18 protein-coding genes are annotated in these 22143 nt (G+C 67.5%); 11 read left to right on the forward strand and 7 right to left on the reverse strand.

Going from position 1 to position 22143, the window contains the following annotated elements; translation table 11 throughout:
• Positions 1-28: 28 nt before the first annotated feature.
• Both ACH5N8_RS07475 and ACH5N8_RS07480 read right to left on the reverse strand, forming a co-directional pair.
• Complete coding sequence (locus tag ACH5N8_RS07475) at positions 29-805, reverse strand: DUF2272 domain-containing protein (RefSeq protein WP_483283093.1); 777 nt, start codon at positions 803-805, stop codon at positions 29-31.
• A 5-nt stretch (positions 806-810) separates the two neighbouring features.
• Complete coding sequence (locus ACH5N8_RS07480; RefSeq protein ID WP_483283094.1) at positions 811-2592, reverse strand: hypothetical protein; 1782 nt, start codon at positions 2590-2592, stop codon at positions 811-813.
• Between the two features lie 233 nt (positions 2593-2825).
• Between ACH5N8_RS07480 and ACH5N8_RS07485 the strand changes: the two genes are divergently transcribed.
• On the forward strand, positions 2826-4418 hold the full coding sequence (locus ACH5N8_RS07485; RefSeq protein WP_483283095.1) for a SulP family inorganic anion transporter: 1593 nt from the start codon (positions 2826-2828) through the stop codon (positions 4416-4418).
• Positions 4419-4571: 153 nt separating this feature from the next.
• Here the strand turns inward: ACH5N8_RS07485 and can are convergent, their stop codons facing one another.
• The gene (gene can, locus ACH5N8_RS07490) at positions 4572-5216 is read right to left on the reverse strand and encodes a carbonate dehydratase (RefSeq protein WP_483283096.1); all 645 of its coding nucleotides are present in this window, start codon (positions 5214-5216) and stop codon (positions 4572-4574) included.
• A 189-nt stretch (positions 5217-5405) separates the two neighbouring features.
• On the opposite strand from can, the gene ACH5N8_RS07495 reads away from it, so the two are divergent.
• Positions 5406-5969 carry an NUDIX hydrolase gene (locus tag ACH5N8_RS07495; protein ID WP_483283097.1) on the forward strand — a complete coding sequence of 188 codons (564 nt, stop codon included), beginning with the start codon at positions 5406-5408 and terminating at the stop codon, positions 5967-5969.
• Position 5970: 1 nt separating this feature from the next.
• On the opposite strand, the gene ACH5N8_RS07500 is transcribed toward ACH5N8_RS07495, so the two are convergent.
• The 4 genes from ACH5N8_RS07500 to ACH5N8_RS07515 are packed head-to-tail and all read right to left on the reverse strand — an operon-like array spanning position 5971 to position 12357.
• On the reverse strand, positions 5971-6480 hold the full coding sequence (locus ACH5N8_RS07500) for an NUDIX hydrolase (protein WP_483283098.1): 510 nt from the start codon (positions 6478-6480) through the stop codon (positions 5971-5973).
• 53 nt (positions 6481-6533) lie between these two features.
• Positions 6534-8009: an efflux transporter outer membrane subunit gene (locus tag ACH5N8_RS07505; protein ID WP_483283099.1), complete on the reverse strand. Its 1476-nt coding sequence runs from the start codon at positions 8007-8009 to the stop codon at positions 6534-6536.
• Positions 8006-11161: an efflux RND transporter permease subunit gene (locus ACH5N8_RS07510; RefSeq protein WP_483283100.1), complete on the reverse strand. Its 3156-nt coding sequence runs from the start codon at positions 11159-11161 to the stop codon at positions 8006-8008. The genes ACH5N8_RS07505 and ACH5N8_RS07510 overlap by 4 nt, the downstream gene beginning before the upstream one ends.
• Positions 11162-11190: 29 nt before the next feature.
• A complete protein-coding gene (locus ACH5N8_RS07515; RefSeq protein WP_483283101.1) occupies positions 11191-12357 on the reverse strand; it encodes an efflux RND transporter periplasmic adaptor subunit in 1167 nt (388 codons plus the stop codon).
• 92 nt (positions 12358-12449) lie between these two features.
• Here ACH5N8_RS07515 and ACH5N8_RS07520 point away from each other — a divergent pair, with 92 nt between their 5' ends.
• From ACH5N8_RS07520 to ACH5N8_RS07560, 9 genes are all read left to right on the forward strand, one after another.
• Positions 12450-13118 carry a TetR/AcrR family transcriptional regulator gene (locus ACH5N8_RS07520; protein ID WP_483283102.1) on the forward strand — a complete coding sequence of 223 codons (669 nt, stop codon included), beginning with the start codon at positions 12450-12452 and terminating at the stop codon, positions 13116-13118.
• A 147-nt stretch (positions 13119-13265) separates the two neighbouring features.
• On the forward strand, positions 13266-15095 hold the full coding sequence (typA, locus tag ACH5N8_RS07525; RefSeq protein WP_483283103.1) for a translational GTPase TypA: 1830 nt from the start codon (positions 13266-13268) through the stop codon (positions 15093-15095).
• Between the two features lie 739 nt (positions 15096-15834).
• Positions 15835-16512: a molybdate ABC transporter permease subunit gene (modB, locus tag ACH5N8_RS07530; RefSeq protein ID WP_483283104.1), complete on the forward strand. Its 678-nt coding sequence runs from the start codon at positions 15835-15837 to the stop codon at positions 16510-16512.
• A 4-nt stretch (positions 16513-16516) separates the two neighbouring features.
• Positions 16517-17599: a molybdenum ABC transporter ATP-binding protein gene (gene modC / locus ACH5N8_RS07535; protein ID WP_483283105.1), complete on the forward strand. Its 1083-nt coding sequence runs from the start codon at positions 16517-16519 to the stop codon at positions 17597-17599.
• A gap of 15 nt (positions 17600-17614) precedes the next feature.
• Positions 17615-18463, forward strand: a complete 849-nt coding sequence (locus ACH5N8_RS07540; protein WP_483283106.1) for a TOBE domain-containing protein — start codon at positions 17615-17617, stop codon at positions 18461-18463.
• Positions 18464-18486: 23 nt separating this feature from the next.
• A complete protein-coding gene (locus ACH5N8_RS07545; protein WP_483283107.1) occupies positions 18487-18744 on the forward strand; it encodes a hypothetical protein in 258 nt (85 codons plus the stop codon).
• A gap of 36 nt (positions 18745-18780) precedes the next feature.
• Entirely contained in the window at positions 18781-20214 is a 1434-nt protein-coding gene (locus tag ACH5N8_RS07550; protein ID WP_483283108.1) for a mannose-1-phosphate guanylyltransferase/mannose-6-phosphate isomerase, read from the forward strand.
• Between the two features lie 206 nt (positions 20215-20420).
• A complete protein-coding gene (locus ACH5N8_RS07555; RefSeq protein ID WP_483283109.1) occupies positions 20421-21170 on the forward strand; it encodes a hypothetical protein in 750 nt (249 codons plus the stop codon).
• A gap of 48 nt (positions 21171-21218) precedes the next feature.
• Positions 21219-22049 (forward strand): fumarylacetoacetate hydrolase family protein, encoded by an 831-nt coding sequence (locus tag ACH5N8_RS07560; RefSeq protein ID WP_483283110.1) that lies wholly within the window; start codon positions 21219-21221, stop codon positions 22047-22049.
• The last annotated feature ends 94 nt before the right edge of the window (positions 22050-22143 follow it).

The raw sequence follows: 22143 nt of genomic DNA on the forward strand, positions 1-22143 counted from the left end.
TCTCGCGAAACCGGCGCCGGCGCGAGCCTCACGGTCCCATCCGGTTTTCCAGCACCACGAACCAGGGGCGCCGCTCGGTTGGCTTCAGGCGGCCCTGGGCATCCAGCGGATACCAGGTCTTGGAGACCGAGTTGCGGACATTGCCGCCGATCGCCGCCAGGGTGTTGCCCTGGCGTTCGGTGACCAGATCGCAGTGCAGCTTGGTATGGTCGCCGAGCACCGCGCCGGGATCCTGATAGACCGGGATGAAACCGTGGCTGCCGCGCGTGGCGCAGATGAGATCGCCCGCCTGGGGCGCATACTCGGCCACGCGGTGGCTGGCGAAGGCGGCGTCCGGGGAGCCGGCCCGGCTGACGAAATGGCGGACGTAATGCCAGTGGGCGTCGGCGGGCGGGAACTGCCAGCTGTCGAGCCCGGCCTGGCGCATGATCCAGCTGATGAAGGCGGCCGACCAGGGCTCCTTGCAATCGTTGCCGTCCAGCTGGGACTTGCCGACCGCGCTCCAGTAGAGGCCGACCCGGCCGGTCCAGGGATCGCCGTCGTCTTCCCATTTGCCGACGTGCGGGATGCTCTCGCCGGAGTCGTCCAGGCGTATCGTCTGGCGGCCGAAGAAATCCCATTCCTGCCCGGCGATCTTCAGCAGCCGCTGCCGGCCCGACAGCCGCGGGTAGGTCCCCGGCTTGCCGCCGGCTGTCGCGGGTACCGCACCGGCGGGTGCTCTCGCCGGCCCCGGTTTCTTGCCGGCACAGCCGCCGCCAAGGACGATGGCAAGGATCAGCAAAGGCAGGACAAACGGCTTCGGCATGGCGGTCACCGGGGTGGGCGTTGGATTTTCTGGAACCAGGGGCGGTACTGGGCCATGCGGCTGCGCTGCTCGGCGGGCGCCTGGCGCCGGCAGCTTGCCATCTCGTCCGCGTCCGGCGGCGCGCCCCAGCGGATTTCGACGCAGTCGTTGGGGTTGTAGCCCATTTCCAGGGCAGCCCGCCGCGCGAAGATGTCGGCCACCGACAGCTCGAACGGACGGCCGTCGCTGCGGGTGTAGGTGATGCGTTGCCCGGCGATCCGGCGCGCGTGGCGTGCCTCGATGGCGGCGCGGGCTTCCTGCGGGCTGCGGCCGTCCAGGTCGAACAGCTCGGGATGGCGGACGATCTGCCCGGGCAGCCCCGCCAGCACATCCAGGGCGATCAGGAGGCGCAGGTCGCGCGAGGGCGTGGCGTAATCCTCCCACGGGCCCTGGGTTTCGAAGATGGCGGCGCCCCTGGGCATGCCGATCGTGCCGCCCTTGCCCCGGCGCAGGTAGTTCTCGCCATTGTTCACCGCCTCGACCCGCGTTTCCAGCTGCTCGACCAGGGCATCCAGCTTGCTGTCGTAGGCCGCTTCGGGCGCCAGCCCGCGCGGGTTGATCTGCCGGCTCAGCGTGGCATAAAAGTCCTCGGCGGCCATGCCGGCCTGCTGGTCGGAATAGGCAGCCTGCGGGGCATCGACCGCCAGGCGGGCGTTGCCCGGCAGCCACCAGTGCCGATCCTCGCCCACCACGGGCCGGAACGCCTTGAAGCCCGGCCCGGCGCCGGGGATGTCGGCGAACAGGAAATTGCCTTCCCAGAAGCGTTTGCGTGCCACCGAGTTGTCGGGTTGCGCATCGACGGCATAGAGCACGCCCGGCTGGCCACCGGCTTGCGGCTGCCACTTGGCGATGATGAGCGTGTGGCCGTAGGGGTCGGCGTAGACCGTGCCCGGCCACAGCACCTGCCGGTCCAGCGGCACGGGGTAGAAATCGGTGCTTTCGTCGCCGAGGCCGGTGCGGGTGCTGCCCGAGTGGACGGTGTCGGCGATCTGTCGCATCAGTGCGCTGAAGCCGCTGGCGGTCGCGCTGCCGCGGGTAAAGCGGTCGTCGATGATGGGGCGTCCACAGCGTGGCGGCCGGCTGCCGGTTCCCCGGTCGCAGGCCCGGTAGACCACCGGCAGGCCGATTTTCCAGGCGAAGTAGGCGCGGAGGTAGTAGGGCAGGTCGGCGCAATCCGGCGTGGCGGGCAGCCGGCTGTCCTCCCCGGGCGCGAGGTGATCCCGGAGGAAGTTCCGCCCGGGGTCGCGCAGCACGGGTTGCAGCGACGGGAAGCTGAGGCTCTCGCTGGCCGGGGCGTCGAACAGGGTTTCGATCCACGCCGAATAGAAGGCCTCCACCGGCTTCGACCAGCCCATCCCCAGGTCCACGGGGGCGCCGATCGCGTCATGGGGGTCGATCGCGCGGCAGGCGATCACCTCGCCGGCGCGGCGGACCTCGATCTGCAGGTCGCCCGGCAGGCCCGGCGGCAGCTCGCCGGCCAGGCTCCAGGGCGGCCCGCCGCGCCGGATCGTGTCGATGGGCAGGGTTGCGCCATCCGCGGTCCGCAGCGTCAGCGACTCTGCGGGGGCGTCGCTCATGACCGCCATCACCCGGACAGGCTGGCCCGGCGCCGGGCGGGCCGGCGACAGCCAGATGCCGATGCCGTCCGGGCTCGTGCAGGACACGTTCGCCCTGGCCAGGCCGAGGAGGGGCAACACCAGCAGTGCGATGAAAGTGGCGGTGCGAAGGCGATTCCTGGTGCGCGACATGATCCTTTCGGCGGCAAATGACGGAGTTGTCCGAGTATAACCGGCGCACGTGTCGCCGATGTGAAACGCCGTGTCGGTGCATGCGCAACAACCGGTAGCGTATGGTGGATATGACCGAGAGGGGTCGTTGAAATCGGTGAATATCGTCCGCGACAGGGTTGCAATGCCCCACTCTCGCTGATTAAATAGTTTCGTACCGAAACCCTTCGCTGGAGTCAGGAGAGGACCTACCCATGGCGCGCAAGCAATTGGCTTATTACCTGCAAAATCTGTCCCACGATCTGCCGGCCGGCGTCGTGGTCTTCCTGGTCGCGTTGCCGCTCTGTCTGGGCATCGCCATGGCCTCCGGCGCGCCGCTGTTTTCCGGCATCGTGACCGGCATCGTCGGCGGCGTGGTGGTATCGCTGCTGAGCGGTTCGCAACTGAGCGTGTCGGGGCCGGCGGCCGGCCTGACCGTCATTATCCTGCAGGGCATCGAGCAGGTCGGCGGCTTCCAGACCTTCCTCCTGGCCGTGGTGCTGGCGGGCGTGCTGCAACTGGCGCTGGGGTACCTCAGGGCCGGCATCATCGGCGCCTATTTCCCCTCGGCGGTCATCCGCGGCATGCTGACCGCCATCGGCCTCATCCTCATCATGAAGCAGCTGCCGCACGCGGTCGGCTTCGGCGTCGATGCCGTCGTCGACGAGACCTATTCGCCGCAGACGCCGTCCTCCACCCTCTTCGAGATCGGCGACGCGCTGAAGGCCATCTCGCCGGCGGCGACCATCGTCAGCTTCGTCGGCATCCTCATCATGCTGCTGTGGGAAACCTCTTTCTTCAGGAAGAACCGCGTCCTGAGCCTGGTGCCGGGGCCGCTGGTGGCGGTGCTCTGGGGCGTTGCCTTCGAGATCCTGACCCTTGGCACCCCCCTGGAAATCAAGGGGCAGCACCTGGTGAGCCTGCCGGCGCATCAGACCCTCGGCGACCTGGTCGACCATCTGGTCATGCCGGACTTCACCCAGTGGGCCAACGTCAAGATCTATTCGCTGGCGGTCACCATCGCCATCATCGCCAGCCTGGAAACCTTGCTGAGCCTGGAGGCGGTGGACAAGCTGGACCCGTTCCGCCGCGTGGCGCCCACCAACCAGGAGCTGAAGGCGCAGGGTGTCGGCAATATCGTCAGCGGCCTGCTGGGCGGCCTGCCGATGACCTCGGTCATCGTGCGCAGCGCGGCCAATGTCAGCGCCGGTGGTCGCACCAAGGTGGCGAGCATGGTGCACGGCCTGCTGCTGCTGCTGAGCGTCCTGTTCCTGGTCGAGTGGATCAACTACATTCCGCTGTCGGCGCTGGCGTCCATCCTGCTGATCACCGGCTACAAGCTGGCCAAGCCCTCGATCTTTCTCGACATGTACCGGCGGGGGCGCGATCAGTTCCTGCCCTTCATCATCACGGTCAGCGCCATTCTCATCACCGACCTGCTCAAGGGCATTTCCATCGGCATCGTCATCGGCCTGATCTTCGTCATGCGGGCGAACTTCAAGGCGGCCATCAGCCTGACCCAGGACGGCAACAACTATCTGCTGCGTCTGCGCAAGGACGTGTCCTTCCTCAACAAAGCATTGCTGCGCCAGCTGCTCGACCGCATCGAGCCGGGCGGGCATGTGATCATAGACGGTTCGCGTGCCGAGTTCATCGACAAGGATATCCTCGGCGCCATCATCAACTACCTCAAGGCCGCGCAGGACAGCGACGTCACGGTGCATATCCGCAATGTCGCCGGGGTTTCCGGCACGGGGCATGAAGTCGCCATGGCGGGGGCGCTCGGTCCGGGGGATGCCGCACACTGAGCGCGCTGGCGGTCGAGCGATCGGCATTGACCAACCCGCCCCTCCATCGGGGGGCGGGTTTTTCATGCCGGCATGAAGGTGGCAGGTTGCCGCCGGGCGGGGAGGGCTGGCCCGGGCGTTGGTCCGGTAGAGGGGGGTCGGCGGGGAATCGGCTCAGGCCGATTCTTCGGTGTACTGGTAGATCGGGTTGATCTCGCTGCCCGGCGGCAGGTTGATCAGTTCCTTGATGATGCCGTCGTTCAGTCCGTAGACCCAGCCGTGCAGCGTGGGGCGCTGCTCGCGCTTCCAGGCGGCCTGGATGATGGAGGTATGCGCCAGGTTGTAGATCTGCTCGATGACGTTCAGCTCGACCAGGCGATGCACCCGGTCATCCTCGCTGGACAGCGCCTCCAGTTCCTGATGATGCAGGCGGTAGACATCCTTGATGTGCTTGAGCCACTTGTTGACCATCAGCAGGCTTGGGTTCTGCTTCTTCAGGGCGGCGCGGATGCCGCCGCAGTTGTAGTGTCCGCAGACGATGACATGGCTCACCTTGAGCACGTCGACGGCATACTGCAACACGCTGAGGCTGTTGAAGTCGGTCATGATCAGCTGGTTGGCGATGTTGCGATGGACGAACATCTCGCCCGGCTCCGCGTTGACGATGATTTCGGAGGGTACCCGGCTGTCCGAGCAGCCGATCCACAGGACATCGGGTTTCTGCACATCGGCCAGGCGCTCGAAGAAGTTGGGATCGGCGGTGACCTTGTCCTGCGCCCAGGCCTTGTTTTCCAATAACAGTTTCTCGAAGGTTTTCACGGTGACTCCGGTTCTGGTGGGGTTGGGCAGTTGGCCGGGATCCTGATAGTTCCCTGTCGATACTATTACAGCACGATACCCGGGTCCAAACAACCGCAAGCCTAGCAAATAAACCGCCTCCCTGTGCGGGAATGGTTCTTATGAGCCGCTCCGCGTCTGGCAATTTCCCTCAAGACAGCCTTGCAGACCATGATCCCTGATTCAGGCCCGACCGACCCGCGCCTGTCGCGCGCCTTCCGCCATTGTCCGCGCTGCGCCACGCCCGGCCCCGCCATTCTCGACAACCGCCAGTTGCAGTGCCCCTGCTGCGGGCTGCGCTTCTTCTTCAATACGGCGGCCGCGGCCGCGGTGTTCCTGTTCGCCGGCAACCGGCTGGTCCTGGGCATACGGGCCGAGGAACCCCGTCGGGGGTGCCTCGACGTGCCGGGCGGCTTCATCGAGTTCGACGAGAGCGTGGAGGCGGGACTGCGGCGTGAGGTCCGGGAGGAACTGGGTGTCGAGATTCGGGATTTGCGCTATCTCGCCAGCTTCCCGAACGATTACCTGTACGCCGACATTCCCTACAAGACCGCCGACCTGTTCTTCGTCGGCGCGGTGGCCGACCCGGCGCACTTGCGGGCCGCCGACGACATCGCCGAGCTGGTGCTGCTGGAGCCGGCCGCGGTGGACCCGGCGCGGTTTGCCTTCGCCTCCACGCGCCGGGCGTTCCAGGTGCTGCTGGCCGCACTGGCCATCCCGGCGGCGCCGGCCTGATTCAGGCCGGAAAATGCTCGCGGTAGCGGGTCCAGATCAGACGGAAGGAAGCGGTCAGCCCGGCGGTGCCGGAGCGGTTGCGGCGGTCGACCTCGGCCGGTGACAGCCAGGCGCCCGCGGCGATTTCGTCGGCATTGAGCCGCAGCTCGCCGGCATGGACGAGGCGGTAGACCTCTACGAATTCCCAGCCGGTCAGGGCCGAGGCGGGCAGCTTGAACAGGGATGCGGGCAGGTCGGGTGCCTCGATGCCCAGTTCCTCCCGGAGCTCACGCCGGGCGCAGGCATCGTAGCTTTCGCCATGGTCGACATGGCCGGCGGCGGAGGTATCCCACAGCCCCGGATTGATGTCCTTGCTGGCGGCACGCTGCTGCAGGAACAGCTCGCCGCGGGGATTGAAGACCAGGATGTGCACGGACCGGTGCCGCAGTCCCAGGCGATGGATCTCGCCGCGCGCCCGGGGGCCGATGACCCGGTCCTCGCTGTCGACTTCGGTGAGCAACTCGTCAAGCATGTCGGGTCTCCTGGGCGGGTGGCAAGGTTTCTGGCGGGAATGCGGCGGGCAGGCTAGGGCGTGAAGACATCCTCGACCGGCCGCTTGGCGTCCTCCGGGGTCTGGAAGACTTCCCAGCCGCCGCCCAGCGCCTTGTAGATGCCGATCAGGGCCGCCGCGGTGGCGGTCTGGCTCTGCGCGTACTCGCGCTGGTCCAGCAGCAGGCGCCGCTCGGTATCCAGCAGGTTGAGGAAGTCCTCGACCCCCTCCTCGAAGCGGACATTGGCGATTTCATAGGCCTTGGTGCTGGCCTCGGCGGCGGTCTTCAGCAGGGCCTGGCGATCGCGCAGCCGGTCGTAGACGAGCAGCGCGTTCTCGGTTTCCTCCAGCGCGTTGAGCACGACCTGCTGGTAGTTGGCCAGGTAGGTATCGGCATTGGCTTCGGCGGCCTTGATGCGGGCGTACACCTGGCCCAGCTCGAATGCCGGCCAGGTGATGCGCGGCCCCATGTTGTAGGCGCTGGTGCCCGGCGCGCCCAACCCGGTGATGCTGCTGGATTCCAGGTTGAAGGCGCCGACGAAGGTCACGCGCGGGAACAGGTCGGCCATGGCGACGCCGATCCGCGCGGTGGCGCCGGCCAGCTGCCGTTCGGCCGACTGGATGTCGGGACGCCGCCGCAGCAGGTCGGCCGGCTTGCCGATATGGATCAGCGACGGCGCCTCGGGAATGGGCGCGGGCTCGGTCAGCTCCTTGAGCAGGGCGGAGGGAATCTGCCCGGTCAGCACCGAGATGCGGTGGATGTCCTGCCGCACCAGGCTGTCGAGCGGCGGGATCATCGCCAGGGTGGTGTCGTACTGGGCCTTGGCGCGCTGGGTGTCGAACTCGGTGCCGATGCCGGCCTCCTGGCGGGCGATGGTGAGATCCCAGGTGGCCTTCTGGTTTTCCGCGTTGCGCCGGTCGACCGCCAGCTGGTTCTGGTGGCCGCGCATCTCGACGTAGTTGCGGGCCAGTTCGGCGATGATGCTGAGCGTCAGATAGCGGCGGTTGGCCTCGGCGGATTCGATCTCCGCCTCCTTGGACTGCACGTCACGGCGGATGCGGCCCCAGATGTCGACCTCCCACCAGGTATCGAAGCCCAGGGTGTAGAGGTCCAGCCCGCGCGGCACGAAGTCGCGGCGGTTGAGCGCGTCGAAGCTGCGCCGCAGGGTGGTGAAGTTGCCGTGCGCGTTGGCGTGCGGCAGCAGGTTCAGGCCGGCATCCAGGAACAGTGCCCGCGCCTCGCGCAGGTTGGCCTCGGCCATCTTGAGGTCGTAGTTGTTGCGCACCGCCAGTGCGATCAGCTGCGTGAGCCGGGGATCGTCGAATTGCCGCCACCAGTTCCGGTCGGCTTCCCGCAGGTCGTATTCCTGCTCGTCCTGGTTGCCGAAGGCCGATCCCGGGTCCAGTGACGGCCGCTCGTAGGTGGGGCCCACCGGGCAGGCGCTCAGCAGGACCGCGAGTCCCGCAAGCCCGAGCAGGCGTGCCAGCACGGTGATGCCGCCGGTGGTCATGGCGCGGCTTTCCCGCGCTGGCGCTCGACGAAGCGACGCACCGCCACGTAGAAGACCGGCGTCAGCAGCAGGCCGAAGATCGTCACACCGAGCATGCCGCTGAACACCGCCGTGCCCAGGATGCGCCGCACCTCGGCGCCGGCGCCGGTGGAGACGACCAGCGGGAATACTCCCATGATGAAGGCCAGCGAGGTCATGACGATGGGCCGCAGGCGCAGCCGCGCCGCCTCGATGGCGGCCTCGCGCCGGCCCAGGCCGGCCTCCTGGCGGCGCTTGGCGAATTCCACGATCAGGATCGCGTTCTTGCTGGCGAGGCCGACCAGCACGATGAAGCCGACCTGGGTGAAGATGTTGTTGTCCATGCCGCGCAGCCAGACCCCGGCCAGCGAGCTGAGCAGGCACATGGGCACGATGAGGATGACCGCCAGCGGCAGCGACCAGCTTTCGTACTGGGCCGCCAGCGCCAGGAACACGAACACGACGCTGAGCGGGAAGATGAAGGCGGCGGTGTTGCCGGCCAGAATCTGCTGCAGACTGAGCTCGGTCCACTCGAAGGCCATGGCGGGCGGCAGTTCGTCGCGCAGCAGGGCTTCCATGCTGGCGATGGCCTGGCCGCTGCTGATGCCGGGCAGGGTGATGCCGTTGATCTCCGCCGACGGGTAGATGTTGTAGTGCGGAATCTTGTCCGGGCCGGCCGTCGGGCGAACCTCCGTGAGGGTGGCCAGGGGCACCATGTCGCCGTTGACGTTGCGGGTCTTGAGCGCGCCGATGTCCTCCGGGGTGGCCCGGAACGGCGCGTCCGCCTGCGCCGACACCTGGTAGGTGCGGCCGAACAGGTTGAGATCGTTGATGTACAGCGAGCCCAGGTAGATTTGCAGGGTCTGGAACACGTTGGCCAGCGGCACGCCCATCGACTTGGCCTGGCTGCGGTCCACGTCGACGAACAGCTGCGGCACGCTGGCGCGGAAGGTGGTGAAGACCCGCGCCATGCCCGGCAGGGCGCTGGCCTTGGCGATGATGTCGTTGGTGACCCGGGCCAGTTCCGTCGGCCCCTGGTTGGTCCGGTCCTGGATTTGCAGCTTGAAACCGCCGACGGTGCTCAGGCCGCGCACCGGCGGCGGGGCGAAGACCGCCACGAAGGCATCGTCGATCGCCGACAGCCGCTTCTGCAGGGTGTTCACCAGGACATCGGCCTGCAGTTCGGGATGATCGGCGCGCGTCTCCGGGTTGGTCAGGCGGGTGAACAGCGTGCCGGCATTCGACTGGTTGCCGCCGCCCAGCACCGAGAAGCCGGCATAGGCATTGACGTGGGCGATACCGGGGGTGTCGAGGATGATCCGGCTGGCCTCCCGTATGACGGCCTCGGTGCGGTCCAGCGAGGCGGCATCGGGAAGCTGGGCATAGACGATCAGATAGCCCATGTCCTGGGGCGGGATGAAGCCGGTCGGCACCTTGTCGAAGGCCAGCCAGTTGAGGCCGTTGAGTGCCAGGTACAGCACCATCACCAGCGCGGCGAAGCGGATCAGCCGGCCGACCGTCCAGGCATAGGCGTTGCCAAGCCACTCGAAGATCCGGTTGAAGCCGCGGAAGAACCAGCCGAACAGCCGGTCGATGATGCGGGTCGGCAAGTCCGGGTTGTGGTGTTCGCGGTCCAGCAGCAGGGCGCACAGGGCCGGACTCAGGGTCAGCGAGTTGAAGGTCGAGATCAGCGTCGACACCGAGATCGTCAGCGCGAACTGCTTGTAGAAGGCGCCCGAGACGCCGGTGATGAAGGTGGTCGGCACGAAGACCGCCACCAGCACCAGCGAAGTGGCGATGATCGGGCTGGCGACCTCGTCCATGGCCCGGCGGGTCGCCTCGCGGGCATTCATGCCCAGCGCCATGTTGCGTTCCACGTTCTCGACCACGACGATGGCGTCGTCGACGACGATGCCGATGGCCAGCACCAGGCCGAACAGCGACAGGGTGTTCAGCGACAGATCCAGCGCTGCCATGGCGGCGAAGGTGCCGACCAGCGACACCGGCACCGCCAGCATGGGAATCAGCGTCGCCCGCCAGGTCTGCAGGAACACCAGCACCACGACGATGACCAGCACGATGGCCTCGAGCAGGGTGGTGATGACCTTGTCGATCGACTGCTGGACGAACACCACGGTGTCGTAGGAGAGCACGTAGTCCAGTCCGGCCGGGAAGCGCTGCTTGAGCCGCTCCATTTCCGCCACCACCGCCGTCTTGGTGTCGATGGCGTTGGAGCCCGGCATCTGGAAGATGGCGAGACCGACGCTGTCCTCGCCGTCGAGCTTCAGCTCCGAGTTGTAGTCCTTGGCGCCCAGCTCGATCCGGCCCACATCCCGCAGGTGCGTGATCTGGCCGTCGCTGCCGGTGCGGATGACGATCCCGGCGAACTCCTCGGGATCGATCAGCCGCCCCTGGGTCAGGACGGTGTACTGGAAGTCGGTCCGGCCCTGCGTCGGCGGCGCGCCCACGACGCCGGCGGCCACCTGCACGTTCTGCTCGCGGATGGCCTGGACGACATCCATGGCGGTCAGCTGGCGCGCCGCGACCTTGCCGGGGTCCAGCCAGATGCGCATGCTGTACTCGCGCCCGCCGAACAGGGTGATGTCGCCGACGCCCGGCACGCGCGCCAGCGCATCGCGGATCTGCAGCAGCGCGTAGTTGGTCATGTAGACGTTGTCGAACCGCCGGTCCGGCGAGGTCAGGTTGATGACCATGCTGAGATCGGGGCTGCGCTTGCGCACCACGATGCCCTGGCGGCGGACTTCCTCCGGCAGGCGCGGCTCGGCCAGGGCCACGCGGTTCTGCACCAGCACCTGCGCCTTGTCGAGATCCGCGCCCTGCTTGAAGGTGATGGTCAGCTGCATGACGCCATCGTTGGAGGACTGGCTGGACAGGTACAGCATGTCCTCGACGCCGTTGATTTCCTGCTCCAGCGGCGTTGCCACGGTCTCCGACAGCACCTGGGCATTGGCGCCGGGGTAGGCGGCCCGGACCTGCACGCTGGGTGGCGCGATCTCCGGATACTGGGCGACCGGCAGGGTCAGCAGCGCCAGCCCGCCGACCAGCACGATGAGGATCGACAGGACCGAGGCGAAGATCGGCCGGTCGATGAAGAAATGCGTGAAACGGTGCATGTCAGCCGGGATGCTGCGGTAGCGGGCGCTCAGCCATCGTAGGGAATGTCGGTCGGCTGGGCCTTGATGTGCGCGCCCGGGCGCAGCTTGGCGATGCCGTCGACGACCACCGGCTCATCCGCCGCCAGGCCGCCCAGGATCGCGCGGAAGGAGCCGAACCGGTTGCCGAGGGTCACGCGCCGGTAATCCACCGTGCCGTCGGTTTTCGCCACCCAGAGGTATTTCTGGTCCTGGTCGGTGGCGACCGCGCGGTCGGGAACCAGCAGGGCGGCATGCGGCACGCCGCCATGAATGCGGACACGGGCGAACAGTCCCGGGCTCAGCAGCTCGTGCGGGTTGGCGAAGATCCCGCGCACGCGCAGGGTTCCCGTGGCGGCATCCATGCGCGGGTCGGTGTAGTCGATATAGCCGGGGTGGGGAAAGCCGTTCTCGTCGATCAGGCCCAGCTCGGCGACGATGCGGCCTCGCTCGCCATGGGTGCGCAGACCCTCCGCCGCCAGGCGGCGGTACTTGAGGACCGAGCGCTCGTCGGCATCGAGGTAGACATAGACGGGATCGATCGAGACCACGGTCGTCAGCAGCGTCTGATCGTTGTTGACCAGGTTGCCGACGTTGATGAGTGTACGGCCGATGCGTCCGTCGATGGGCGAGCGGATCTGGGTGAATTCGAGATTCAGGCGCGCCATTTCCACCGCCGCCTCGGCCGAGTGCAGGGTGGCGGTGGATTCGGCCAGACCCTTGCTGCGCGAGTCGTACTCCTCGTCGGAAATCGCCTTGGAAAGCCGCAGCCGTTCCGCCCGCTTGAGATCGTTCCGGGCCAGTTCCAGCTTGGTCCGGGTGCGTTCCAGCTCCGCCTGGGCACGCTTGAGCTCGCTGATGAAGCTGCGCTGGTCGATGACGAACAGCAGGTCGCCCTTCCTGACCTTTTCCCCGCCCTTGAAGCGCACCTGCTCCAGGTAACCACTCACCCGCGCGCGGATTTCCACGGTTTCGATCGCCTCGACGCGCCCGGTGTACTCGTCCCATTCCAGCACCTCGCGCGAGGTCGGCAGCACGGTCTTGACCGGCACCGGCGGCACGACCTTGGGCGCGCCGGGCTTGCTCTCGCCGCAGCCGAGCAGGAGGGACAGCAGCAGGAGCGGGGACAGCCACCGGCTGGCCGCCGGCAGGTGGAAGGCAACGCGCGGGATCAGCATGGGCCGGTGCAGCCAGCGGAGGCGGGAGTGGTCATGGGGCAGCCTGAAATGGTAAGGTTCCATTTCATTATAAACACAAACCGAATTCAGCCATGTCCCCTTCGGTGTCGGATCGACAAATCGCCCGGCGACCTGGCCGTCCCCGCAAGGCCGAGGAGGCGTTGCGCCGGCGGGAACTGCTGGAACACGCCCTGTCGCTGTTCAGCCAGCACGGTTACGGCCATCTCAGCCTGGAGCACATCGCCCGCGAGGCACGTGTTTCGCTGCGCACCATCTACCGCTATTTCGGCGGCAAGGCGGGGTTGTTCCGCGCGGTGATCCGCGGCTACAGCGATCTTTTCGTCGCCGCCCTGCCGGTCGGGGAGGGGTGCCCCGGCAATCCGGAGCCGGTCCTGCTGGAGTTCGCCCGCGAATACCTGTACCACGTGACGCGGCCGGAGCTGATCCAGCTGCGGATTCAGGCCATGGCGCTGGCGCGGCAATTGCCGGAAGTCGCCCGCGAGTCCTATGCGGAGGGACCGGAGCGCACCATCGCGCACCTGGCGCGGTTCTTCGAGTGCTACCGGCGCAACGGTCTCCTGGCCCCGGTCGACACCCGTTTCCTAGCCGGCCAGTTCGTCAACGCCCTGCGTGGCGAGCGCTACCAGCGCTTGCAGTTCGGACTGGAGCCCACCCCGTCCCGCCGCGAAATCGACGACTGGGCCCGCGAGGCGGTGTCGCTGTTCCTGCGCGGCTGCCTGGATGACCGGGGAAGCGGCTGATCCGTCCGCCCATTGCCGGCGCGGGGTCGGCACGGGTGGGCACTGGGCAGCCCGGGAAACCCGCGAAAATCGCCGGCCGATTATGAGCCGTCACGTTTGCCCCGTATAATGTCCGGTTTGCCATCACCGCCGCAGGCCCGCTTCCCCATGATCGAGAAACTTCGCAACATCGCCATCATCGCCCATGTCGACCACGGCAAGACGACGCTGGTCGACAAGCTGCTCCAGCAATCCGGCACCTTCGCGGCGCATGAAAAGGTCGAGGAGCGGGTCATGGACTCCAACGCGCTGGAGAAGGAGCGCGGCATCACCATCCTGGCCAAGAACACCGCTATCGACTGGCGCGATTACCACATCAACATCGTCGACACGCCCGGCCATGCCGATTTCGGCGGCGAGGTGGAGCGCGTGCTGTCCATGGTCGATTCGGTGCTGCTGCTGGTGGACGCGGTCGACGGTCCCATGCCGCAGACCCGCTTCGTGACCCAGAAGGCATTCGCCCTGGGGCTGAAGCCGATCGTGGTCATCAACAAGATCGACCGGCCCGGTGCCCGCGCGCACTGGGTGCTGGACCAGACCTTCGACCTGTTCGACCGCCTCGGCGCGACCGAGGAGCAGCTGGACTTCCCGGTCGTCTATGCCTCGGCGCTGAACGGCTATGCCGGCGACAACCCCGACGTCCGCGAAGGCAACATGGATTACCTGTTCCAGACCATCGTCGACAAGGTGCACCCGCCGGTGGTCGATCAGGAAGGCGGCTTCCGCATGCAGATCAGCCAGCTGGACTACAACCCCTATGTCGGCGTTATCGGCATCGGCCGCATCCAGCGGGGCAGCATCCGCACCAATTCGCCGGTGGTGGTGGTCAACCGCGACGGCAGCCAGCGCAATGCGCGCCTGCTGCAGGTGTTCGGTTTCAAGGGGCTGGAACGCGTCGAGGTACCGGAGGCCAATGCCGGCGACATCATCGCCTTCACCGGCATCGACGCGCTGGAGATTTCCGACACCATCTGCGCGCCCGACGCCGTCGAGGCCCTGCCGCCGCTGACGGTCGACGAACCCACCGTCAGCATGACCTTCCAGGTCAACAACTCGCCCTTCGCCGGCAAGGAAGGCAAGTTCGTCACCTCCCGCCAGATCCGCGAGCGCCTGCAGCGCGAACTGCTGCACAACGTCGCCCTGCGGGTCGAGGACACCGTCGATCCGGACAAATTCAAGGTATCCGGCCGCGGCGAACTGCATCTCTCCATCCTGATCGAGAACATGCGCCGCGAAGGCTATGAACTGGGCGTGTCGCGGCCCGAGGTCATCATCAAGGAAATCGACGGCGAATCCTGCGAACCCTACGAGTTCGTCACCATCGAGGTGGAAGAGACCAATCAGGGCGCCGTGATGGAAAAACTCGGCGAGCGCAAGGGCGACCTGCTGAACATGGTGCCGGATGGGCAGGGCCGGGTGCGGCTGGAATACATGATGCCCTCGCGCGGCCTGATCGGCTTCCAGACCGAATTCATGACCGCGACCTCGGGCACCGGGCTGCTGTACCACGTGTTCGACCACTATGGCCCGGTCAAGAAGGGCGACATCGGCCAGCGCATCAACGGCGTCATGATCTCCATGGTGGCCGGCAAGGCGCTGGGCTACGCGCTGTTCAACCTGCAGGAGCGTGGGCGGATGTTCATCGAGCACGGCACCGAGGTCTACGAGGGCATGATCATCGGCATCCACTCGCGCGACAACGATCTGGTCGTGAACCCGACCAAGGCCAAGCAGCTGACCAACATCCGCGCCGCCGGTTCGGACGAGAACATCCTGCTGACCCCGCCGATCCGCTTCAGCCTGGAGCAGGCGCTGGAATTCATCGACGACGATGAACTGGTGGAGGTCACGCCGAAGTCCATCCGCATCCGCAAGAAGCTGCTGCTGGAACACGAGCGCAAGAAGGCCAGCCGCTCCGCCGCAGCCGCCGACGCCTGACCGCTGCCGGAGGCGAGGCACCGCAAGGGAACCGGCGGCTACAAGGGTGAGGGGCAGAGCGTCTGCCCATGTGCCCCCGCCGTCCCGCTGTGCGAGACAGTGTGATGGTGACGGAGAGAGCCGGGCAGCCCCTGCCCCAGTGTCATCCTGACGCCGCGACAGCGGCGGAAGAATCCCAGCCTATCGGCACCTGCCTGGCTGTGCCCCTGGGCTGGGACCCTTCGCGCTGCTCAGGGTGACACATGGGGACCTGGGTAACACACGGGGGAAGGGCGGGGCTCGTTCGTCGACCCAAGCCCCCTACGCCCTGTCATCCTGACGCCGCGACAGCGGCGGAAGAATCCCAGCCTATCGGCACCTGCCTGGCTGTGCCCCTGGGTTGGGGCCCTTCGCGCGGCTCAGGGGCACACATGGGAACAGGGTGACACGCAGGAAAGGGGTGGCACGTGGGAAGATGGGGCACGTGGGACGTGGCGAACCGGACCCTTTCGTCAGGCTCCTTATGCGCGCAATGGCTGGGCCATTGGCATGGAGCAACAGCAGCCCGCCGGCGTTCGGGGTGGCATGGCGCGGGGCCTGCCTGGATAATTGGGCAGGCAACGGGCACACATCTTGACGCATCTTCCGCACACTGGCTTTTCCCTTGACTGACCCCGTGGGCTCGAATCCGCATATGACCTTCCAGGCCGCCGGCGATAGAGGCAGGCCCTGCTGCGACGGTGCCTGACCGGTCCGGCGCATGGGACTTTCGGCCGAGGATTGGCAGGCGATCCGCCTGACGCTCAGGCTGGCCGGTCTGGTGACGGCGATACTGCTGGTCATCGGCACTCCCCTCGCCTGGTGGCTGGCCCGCTCGCGGGCGCGCTGGGCAGGCGTCATCGGTGCCGTCGTGGCCCTGCCGTTGGTGCTGCCGCCATCGGTGCTGGGTTTCTACCTGCTGCTGGCTCTGGGGCCGGAGGGGCCCCTGGGCCGGCTGACGCAGGCCCTCGGGCTTGGCTTGCTGCCGTTCAGTTTCGCCGGGCTGCTGATCGCCTCGGTGCTGTATTCACTGCCGTTCATGGTGCAGCCCCTGCAGGCGGCCTTCGAGGCCATCGGCGAGCGGCCCCTGGAAGTTGCCGCTACCCTGCGCGCCACGCCGCTGGATGCCTTCCTGACCGTGGCGGTGCCGCTGGCTTGGCGCGGCTTTCTCACCGCCGCCATCCTGACCTTTGCCCACACGGTAGGCGAATTTGGCGTCGTCCTGATGATCGGCGGCAACCTGCCCGGCGTGACCCGGGTGGCCTCGGTACAGATCTACGATCATGTCGAGGCGCTCGCCTATGGCGACGCCCATCGGCTGGCGCTGGTGCTGCTGGTCTTCTCGTTCCTCGTGCTGCTGGCGCTTCAGGTCTGGCGCCAACCCGCCGGCCGGCGTTGATGCCGTGAGTCTGCAAGCCCGCTTCCGGCTCGACTGGCCCGGCTTCCGGCTGGATGTCGACCTGGATCTGCCGGGCCAGGGTGTGACGGCGTTGTATGGGCCCTCGGGTTCGGGCAAGACCACCCTGCTGCGCTGCATCGCCGGCCTCGATCGCGCGCCGGACGGGCGCTTGCGGGTCAACGGCGAGGTCTGGCAGGAGGGTCCCCACTGGCTGCCGCCACACCGGCGTCCGCTGGGCTATGTCTTTCAGGAGCCCAGCCTGTTCCCGCACCTGACCGTGCTCGGCAATCTGCGCTATGGACAGCGGCGCAGAGGTGCCGGGCAGCGCGTCTCGCTGGAACAGGCCGTCGACCTGCTCGGCATCGCACATCTGCTGGAACGGCGTCCCGACCGGCTGTCCGGCGGCGAGCGGCAACGTGTCGCCATCGCCCGGGCCCTGGCGGTGAATCCCCGCATCCTGCTGATGGACGAGCCGCTCGCCGCCCTGGACGGTGCCCGCAAGCGCGAGCTGCTGCCCTATCTGGAAACCCTGCACCGGACCCTGGCGATCCCGGTCCTGTATGTCAGCCACGCGCCCGAGGAAGTTGCGCGGCTGGCAGACCATCTGGTCGTGCTGGCACACGGACGGGTGCGTGTCGCCGGTCCCCTGGGCGCGGTGCTGGGCGATATGCCGTCAGCGGGTGGCCCCGGCATCGAGATCGGCACGGTGCTCGAAACCCGTCTGCGCTGCCACGATGCGGACAACGATCTCAGCTGCCTCGATTTCAGCGGCGGTGCCCTGTGGGTGGCGCGCCGGCCCGAGGTGCCCGGCAGTCCGGTGCGCTGTCGCATCCTGCCGGAGGATGTCGGCCTGGCGCTGGAGCGGCCGTTGCGGACCAGCATTCTCAACTGCCTGCCGGCGCAGGTGCTGTCGCTGGAGGAAACCGACATCGCCGCTCATCGGCTCGTACGCCTGCGGGCCGGGGAGACGATCCTGCTGGCGCGGATTACCCGCAAATCCGCTCGCGCACTGAATCTGCTGGCCGGTCAGACGGTTTATGCCATGATTAAGGCGGTAAGCTTCATGACCGACACCCGATCCTCTTGACCGCAGCCGCCTGGCATGGAAACCATCAAGCTATCGCACCCCCTCGAGGATGAGGCGGAGGACACCGCCGTCGTTCCGGCCCCCAGGCTGGTCGAGGCGGAACTGATCCTCGGCGGAGGGCTCCACGAGCGCCTGTTCCAGCTGCTGGCGGCCATCGACAGCACCGGCTCGATCAGCGCCGCGGCACGGACGGTGGGACTCAGCTACAAGGGCGCCTGGGACATGATCGAGCGCGCTGGCAATCTCTCCCCCCGCCCGCTCCTGGCGCGGACGACGGGAGGGCGTGACGGCGGCGGCACCCGCCTGACGGCGACCGGCAAGACCCTGTTGCTCGCCTTCACCCGCTTGCAGGCGGAAAAGCAATGCTTCCTGGATCGGCTCAACGAGGAGTTGCGCCATGATCCGGTCATACTTCAATGGTTCAGGAGACTCTTCATGAAATCCAGCGCGCGCAACCAATGGGCCGGCAAGGTCGCCAGCCTCAACCTGGGTGCCGTCACGGCAGAGGTCACCCTCACCCTGCAGGGCGGGGCGACCCTGGTCGCCGCCATCACCAACGCGTCCGCCCGCTGGCTGGAACTGGCCTACGGCAAGGAGGTCGTCGCGCTGGTCAAGGCGTCCATGGTCATGGTGTTCACCGATCTCGAAGGCTGCCGCCTGTCGGCCCGCAATCAACTGAGCGGCACGGTGTCGCGGCTGATGCCGGGCGCGGTGAACACCGAGGTATCCATCACCCTGCCAGGCGGCGAAACCGTGGTGGCGTCCATCACCCGCGAAAGCTGCGAGTCCCTGGGACTGTGCGTGGGCGTTCCCGCCACGGCTGTCTTCAAGGCCGGCGCCGTCATGCTGGCGGTACTGGGCTGAGGCGATTGGGCTAATGCTGAGAGGTGGAACAACGCCTCCGTGCCGCGATTGCGGATAAGGGTATTATCCGCCAGGCGGCCATCGAAGCTATCAGGACGGATTTGATCGGTATCAAGAATCGCTATACCTACCAGTTGCCGGTCGTGAGCCGATCGGTCAGCAGAAAGACCATGCTGATCCCCGCGGTGGCCGGTGGCGTTGTCGCTGGCAGCTTCCTGGCGCTCGGATTCGCGTTGTTCTGGCGTCGCTATCAACTCTACCGTCAGCACCGCGCGCATTGATTTCCAGTTTCCTTCTCAACCTTTCTCTTAATCCTGATGTTGATCCCCACGATTCTTTCGGGTGGTACGGGCACGCGGTTGTGGCCGGTGTCGCGGGAGGCCTGTCCCAAGCCGTTCATCCGGCTGGCGGATGGCGAGACGCTGATCGAGAAGACCTACCGCCGGGCCGCCATGGTGGCGGGGGCCGGCGAGCTGCTCACGGTGACCAACCGCGACTACTACTTCATGAGCAAGGATGCGCTGGCGCAGGTGGCCTCGACCCGGCCGCTGACGGGACGCTACCTGCTGGAGCCCGTGGGCCGCAATACCGCGCCCGCCATTGCCCTCGCGGCCCACTGGGTGGCGGCGCGCCACGGGCGCGACGCCTGCCTGCTGGTGCTGGCGGCGGACCACCTGATTCAGGACCCGGACGCCTTCCTCGCCGCCGTCGCCCGCGCCGAGGCACTGGCCCGGCAGGACCGGCTGGTCACCTTCGGCATCCTGCCGACGGCCCCTGACAGCGGCTTCGGCTACATCGAGGCCGGCGCCGCGCTGGGCGAGGGCCGCCAGGTCGTCCGCTTCGTGGAGAAGCCGGACCGCGCCACCGCCGAAGGCTACCTCGCCGCCGGCAACTTTTTCTGGAATGCCGGCATGTTCTGCTTCCGCGCCGGCGTCATCCTCGACGCCCTGGCCCGCCACGCCCCGGCACTGGCCGACGCCTGCCAGGCGCTCTGGACAGACCGGCTGGCCGCCGGCGCGGCCGACCTGCTGGACATCCCGGCCGAGCCCTTCGCCCGGGTGCCCTCCATATCCCTCGACTACGCCGTCATGGAAGTGGCCGACAACGTCGCCGTGGTCCCTGCGGAATTCGGCTGGAGCGATGTCGGCTCGTGGGCCGCCATCAGCGCCCTGACCGCCCCGGACGACGACAACAACCGCGCCAACGGCCAGGCCATCTTCGTCGATGCCGCCAACACCTACGTCCAGAGTCACGAACGGCTGGTCGCCGCGGTGGGGGTCGACAACCTGATCGTCATCGACACCCCCGACGCCCTGCTGGTGGCCCGGTCCGACCAGGTGCAGAAGGTCAAGGCCGTGGTCGCGCAGCTCAAGGCGCAGGACCACGAAGCCTTCCGCCTGCACCGGACCGTGGCGCGGCCATGGGGCACCTACACCGTGCTGGAGGCCGGGCCCCGCTTCAAGATCAAGCGCATCGAAGTCCGCCCGGGGCACCGGCTCAGCCTGCAGATGCACCACCACCGCAGCGAGCACTGGGTCGTGGTCAGCGGCATCGCCAAGGTCACCAGCGGCGAGCAGGAATGTTTTGTCCGCGCCAACGAGTCGACCTACATACCGGCGGGCCAGCCGCACCGGCTGGAAAACCCCGGCATGCTGGATCTGGTCATGATCGAGGTGCAGAGCGGCGAGTACCTCGGCGAGGATGACATCGTCCGCTTCGATGACCAGTACGGGCGCAGCGAGATATCTTGAGGCTGACGCGGCCGTTGCCGGCCTGAACGTTTCCGTCGATAGCCTGCGCGAGGGCGTTGTCCGTTTGCGGGGTGCCGGACAGGATCAGGCAATCCTGCCGTCGCGCCACAGACACCCCGGGCGGGTGAAATCGGGTATCGTATCGGCTTGGGGGAACGCCCGCATGTCCCCTTGAGCCAGGCCTTCCTACCGCTCCCATCCACCGCATGCGTCGCTTTCTTTTGCTGCTGTCCGCCCTGCCGGCGCTGAGCGGCTGTTACTCGGGCTATTCGCTGACCCGGGCCGCGGCCGATTCGGCGGCTGTCCGGCGTGTGGCGGAGCACCCCGACCGGGCGGCCTTTCCGGTCTATCTGCACGCCGACGATCTCGCGCCGGAGGACGGCGTCAGCCCGGTTTACCAGCTGGCGCGCACGCTGGAGCAGAGCGGGCGCTACTCGGCGGTCCTGCTCACCCGGCCGGACGGCGCGGTGATCGAGGCGATGCTGCGGATCGTTCCCGAGCCGCGGGAGAGCGAGGACGACCTCAACGCGGCCAAGCTGGCGCTGTCGGGCCTGTCGCTGTTCCTGCTGTCCTGGGCCATGCCGCAGACGCATCATTTCGCGGCCGACTACGGGCTGGACGTGCGCTGGCCGAACGGCGCCGGCCGGCACTATGCCGCCCGCTGCGAGGGCTATTCCCGCGCCACGCCGGACAAGTACCGGGATGCGCAGGTGGCGGCCAAGGCGCTGCGGCGGACCGCCTGCCTGAATGCGCTGGCCAACCGGATGGGCGACGACCATGCGCGGATGACGCGCAACCTGTCGTTCCAGGCGCCGGATGGGCGCACCAGCAGCGACGCGCCGGCGTGGGGGCAGGGCACCATCGCCCATCCGCCCGCCGCGGAAGCCGTCTGCGCCACCCTGGGCTTCAAGCCCGGCAGCAAGGGTTTCGCCGGCTGCCTGATGGGCGTGTACTGAACCTGCCGCACCGCCGGCAACCCTGCCGATCGACAGCACGGGAGTTCCATGCAGATCATCCGCTATCGCGACGCCGCCGGCGCCATCCATCACGCCGTCCGCCAGCCCGACGGCTCGGCCCGGCGGATCGAGGGCGACCTGTACGGCGAATTCCACATCACCGGCGAAGTGGCCGCCGTGCGGCAGTTGCTGGCGCCGGTCCAGCCCCTGGCCATCATCGGCATCGGCCTCAACTATCGCCGCCATGCCGAGGAGACCGGCGCGCCCCTGCCGGAGCAACCGGTGGTGTTCCTGAAGCTGCCCGGCGCGGTGCAGCACCCGCAGGCACCGATCCGACTGCCGCGCCACCTGCGCAGCGACCAGGTCGATTTCGAGGGCGAACTGGCCGTGGTGATCGGCCGGCCGGCCCGCAACGTGCGCCGGCAGGACGCCCTGCGGCATGTGCTCGGCTATACCTGTGCCAACGATGTCAGCGCTCGCGACTGGCAGAAGCTCGGCGGCGGCGGGCAATGGTGCCGGGGCAAGACCTTCGACACCTTCTGCCCGCTGGGGCCGGTGCTGGTGACCGCCGACGAACTGGCCGATCCCAACCGGCTGAGCATCCGCACGACCGTCAACGGGCGCGAGATGCAGGCTTCGAACACGGCCGACATGATCTTCGAGGTGGCCCGGCTGATCGAATTCCTCAGCGGCAGCACCACGCTGATGCCGGGCACCGTGATACTGACCGGAACGCCGGCCGGGGTCGGCATGGCGCGCCAGCCACCGGTCTGGCTGTGTCCCGGCGACACGGTGAGCGTCGGGATCGAGGGCATCGGCGTCCTGACCAACCCCGTCGAAGCGGAGCCGCAACCGTCCGCGGGCGTCAGCGGCGCGTGAGGTCCGCGGCCGGCCGGGGTGATTCCGGACGCTTATCGCCATAGAATGCTGCACTTTCGGCCTCGCCTCAGTCTTGAACGGAACCACTCGCCCC

It is taken from the genome of Methyloparacoccus sp. NF-16 (assembly GCF_056880625.1).

Bases quoted from the DNA above. Each gene is read 5' to 3' on its own strand.
- ACH5N8_RS07475 (WP_483283093.1), bottom strand. From the start codon at position 805: ATGCCGAAGCCGTTTGTCCTGCCTTTGCTGATCCTTGCCATCGTCCTT.
- ACH5N8_RS07480 (WP_483283094.1), bottom strand. From the start codon at position 2,592: ATGTCGCGCACCAGGAATCGCCTTCGCACCGCCACTTTCATCGCACTG.
- ACH5N8_RS07485 (WP_483283095.1), top strand. From the start codon at position 2,826: ATGGCGCGCAAGCAATTGGCTTATTACCTGCAAAATCTGTCCCACGAT.
- ACH5N8_RS07495 (WP_483283097.1), top strand. From the start codon at position 5,406: ATGATCCCTGATTCAGGCCCGACCGACCCGCGCCTGTCGCGCGCCTTC.
- ACH5N8_RS07500 (WP_483283098.1), bottom strand. From the start codon at position 6,480: ATGCTTGACGAGTTGCTCACCGAAGTCGACAGCGAGGACCGGGTCATC.
- ACH5N8_RS07505 (WP_483283099.1), bottom strand. From the start codon at position 8,009: ATGACCACCGGCGGCATCACCGTGCTGGCACGCCTGCTCGGGCTTGCG.
- ACH5N8_RS07510 (WP_483283100.1), bottom strand. From the start codon at position 11,161: ATGCACCGTTTCACGCATTTCTTCATCGACCGGCCGATCTTCGCCTCG.
- ACH5N8_RS07515 (WP_483283101.1), bottom strand. From the start codon at position 12,357: ATGCTGATCCCGCGCGTTGCCTTCCACCTGCCGGCGGCCAGCCGGTGG.
- ACH5N8_RS07520 (WP_483283102.1), top strand. From the start codon at position 12,450: ATGTCCCCTTCGGTGTCGGATCGACAAATCGCCCGGCGACCTGGCCGT.
- typA (WP_483283103.1), top strand. From the start codon at position 13,266: ATGATCGAGAAACTTCGCAACATCGCCATCATCGCCCATGTCGACCAC.
- modB (WP_483283104.1), top strand. From the start codon at position 15,835: ATGGGACTTTCGGCCGAGGATTGGCAGGCGATCCGCCTGACGCTCAGG.
- ACH5N8_RS07540 (WP_483283106.1), top strand. From the start codon at position 17,615: ATGGAAACCATCAAGCTATCGCACCCCCTCGAGGATGAGGCGGAGGAC.
- ACH5N8_RS07550 (WP_483283108.1), top strand. From the start codon at position 18,781: ATGTTGATCCCCACGATTCTTTCGGGTGGTACGGGCACGCGGTTGTGG.
- ACH5N8_RS07555 (WP_483283109.1), top strand. From the start codon at position 20,421: ATGCGTCGCTTTCTTTTGCTGCTGTCCGCCCTGCCGGCGCTGAGCGGC.
- ACH5N8_RS07560 (WP_483283110.1), top strand. From the start codon at position 21,219: ATGCAGATCATCCGCTATCGCGACGCCGCCGGCGCCATCCATCACGCC.